At 75.5% G+C, this 1,709-nt stretch carries 1 protein-coding gene and 1 pseudogene; both read left to right on the top strand.

The window, feature by feature from the left end; genetic code table 11:
- Positions 1-19 precede the first annotated feature (19 nt).
- On the top strand, positions 20-1,363 hold the full coding sequence (locus GTW43_RS34935; RefSeq protein WP_161305989.1) for a phosphotransferase: 1,344 nt from the start codon (positions 20-22) through the stop codon (positions 1,361-1,363).
- Positions 1,360-1,709, top strand: a pseudogene (locus GTW43_RS34930) (1,4-alpha-glucan branching enzyme); the annotation flags it as partial. The gene GTW43_RS34935 and the pseudogene GTW43_RS34930, both read left to right, overlap by 4 nt.

Genomic DNA, 1,709 nt, shown 5'->3' with positions numbered 1-1,709 from the left:
CTGTGAAAGGACGAGTCGCATGCTGAAGACCGTTCCGCACGCGCCCGGCCGTCGAGATCCGTCGCCGGTGCTGGCGTCGCTGGAAGGACCGCTCGCGGCGTGGCTGCCCGAGCAGCGCTGGTTCGCCGGCAAGGGCCTGGCCCTGACCGGTCTGGACGTCGTGGCGATGACCGAGCTGTACCCGGGCTGTCTGCACCTGCTCGTGCGGGCCACCCACGCCGGGGCGCACAGCGGCTGCTACCAGCTGCTGCTCGGGGTCACGGACAGGCTGCCGGCGCGGCTGCGGCACGCCGTCGTCGGGCGGCCGTCGGCCGGCCCGCTGCGTGGCCGCACCGTGTACGACGCGCTGCACGACCCGCGCGCGGCGGCGCTGCTCCTCGAGCGGCTGCGGGTGCCGGGCGCGGCGGGACCCCTGCGTTTCGAGAAGGACGCGGGCAGCGTCGTCCCCACCGGGCTGTCCCCGAGGATGCTCGACGGGGAGCAGTCCAACACCTCGCTGGTGTACGGCGACGCGTACATCCTCAAACTGTTCCGCCGCGTCCAGTACGGCATCCACCCCGATCTGGAGGTGCCGGCGGCCCTGGCGGGGGACGGCTGCACGCGGGTCCCCTCCCCCGTCGCCTGGTTCTGGACCACCGAGCCGCGCCGGGCCACCCTCGGGGTGCTCCAGCCGTTCCTGAGCGGCGCGACGGACGGCTGGACGCTGGCGCTCGGCGCCGGTGGCGGCCCGGACCTCGCCGCACGGTCGTACGAGCTGGGACGGGCCACCGCCGAGGTCCATCTCGCGCTGGGCCGGGCGTTCGCGGCCGAGGCTCCCGCGCCGGGCGCGCCCGGCGGGCTCGCGGCCGCGATGACGGCGCGCCTTGAGGCCACCGCCCGTCAGGTCCCGGAGCTTGCCCCGTACGTCCCGCGGCTGATGTCCGTGTACGCGGCGGCCGCCGCGCACCACGCGGGCCCCGCGGACCAGCGCGTCCACGGCGATCTGCACCTCGGCCAGGTCCTCCTCGACCGGGGCCGTTGGCAGATCATCGACTTCGAGGGCGAGCCGTCCCGACCGCTCGCCGAACGCCGGCAGCCGCAGTCCCCGGCGCGCGACGTGGCCGGGATGCTCCGCTCGTTCGCGTACGCGGCGCACGCCCGCGGCCCCGGCCACTCCGCGTGGGCCGAGCGGTGCCGCACGTCGTACGTGGCCGGTTACGCGGCCCACGCTGCGTGGGACCCGCGCGAGCACGCCCCGCTGGTGCGGGCCCACGAGACGGACCGCGCGGTGTACGAGGTCCTGTACGAGGCCCGCAACCGCCCCGACTGGCTGCCGGTCCCCATGGCGGCGATCGCCCGACTCGCGGAGGAGAGCCGCACGTGACACCGCTCGACGACGGAATCCGCAAGCGCCTGCTGGCGGGCGGCCACCACGACCCGCACGCGGTGCTCGGCGCCCACCCGGTAGTGGGGGGTGTGGTCGTCAGGGTGCTGCGCCCGTACGCCCGCGCGGTGGCCGTCGTCGTGGACGGACGGACCGTCGAGCTGGCCGACGAGGGTGACGGCCTGTTCTCGGTGGTGCTGCCGGGCGCGACGGTCCCCGCGTACCGGCTGCGCGTGACGTACGACGGCACGCAGACCGAGACCGAGGACCCGTACCGCTTCCTGCCCGCCCTGGGCGAGTTCGACCTGCATCTGATCGCCGAGGGGCGGCACGAACAGCTCTGGAA

The sequence above is a fragment of the Streptomyces sp. SID5785 genome (assembly GCF_009870065.1).
Lineage (GTDB): Bacteria > Actinomycetota > Actinomycetes > Streptomycetales > Streptomycetaceae > Streptomyces.
Note: the sequence above shows the minus strand (reverse complement) of the source record. Positions and strands in the feature narration are given on the sequence as shown.

Coding starts and splice junctions, on each gene's coding strand:
- GTW43_RS34935 (WP_161305989.1), top strand. CDS start 20: ATGCTGAAGACCGTTCCGCACGCGCCCGGCCGTCGAGATCCGTCGCCG.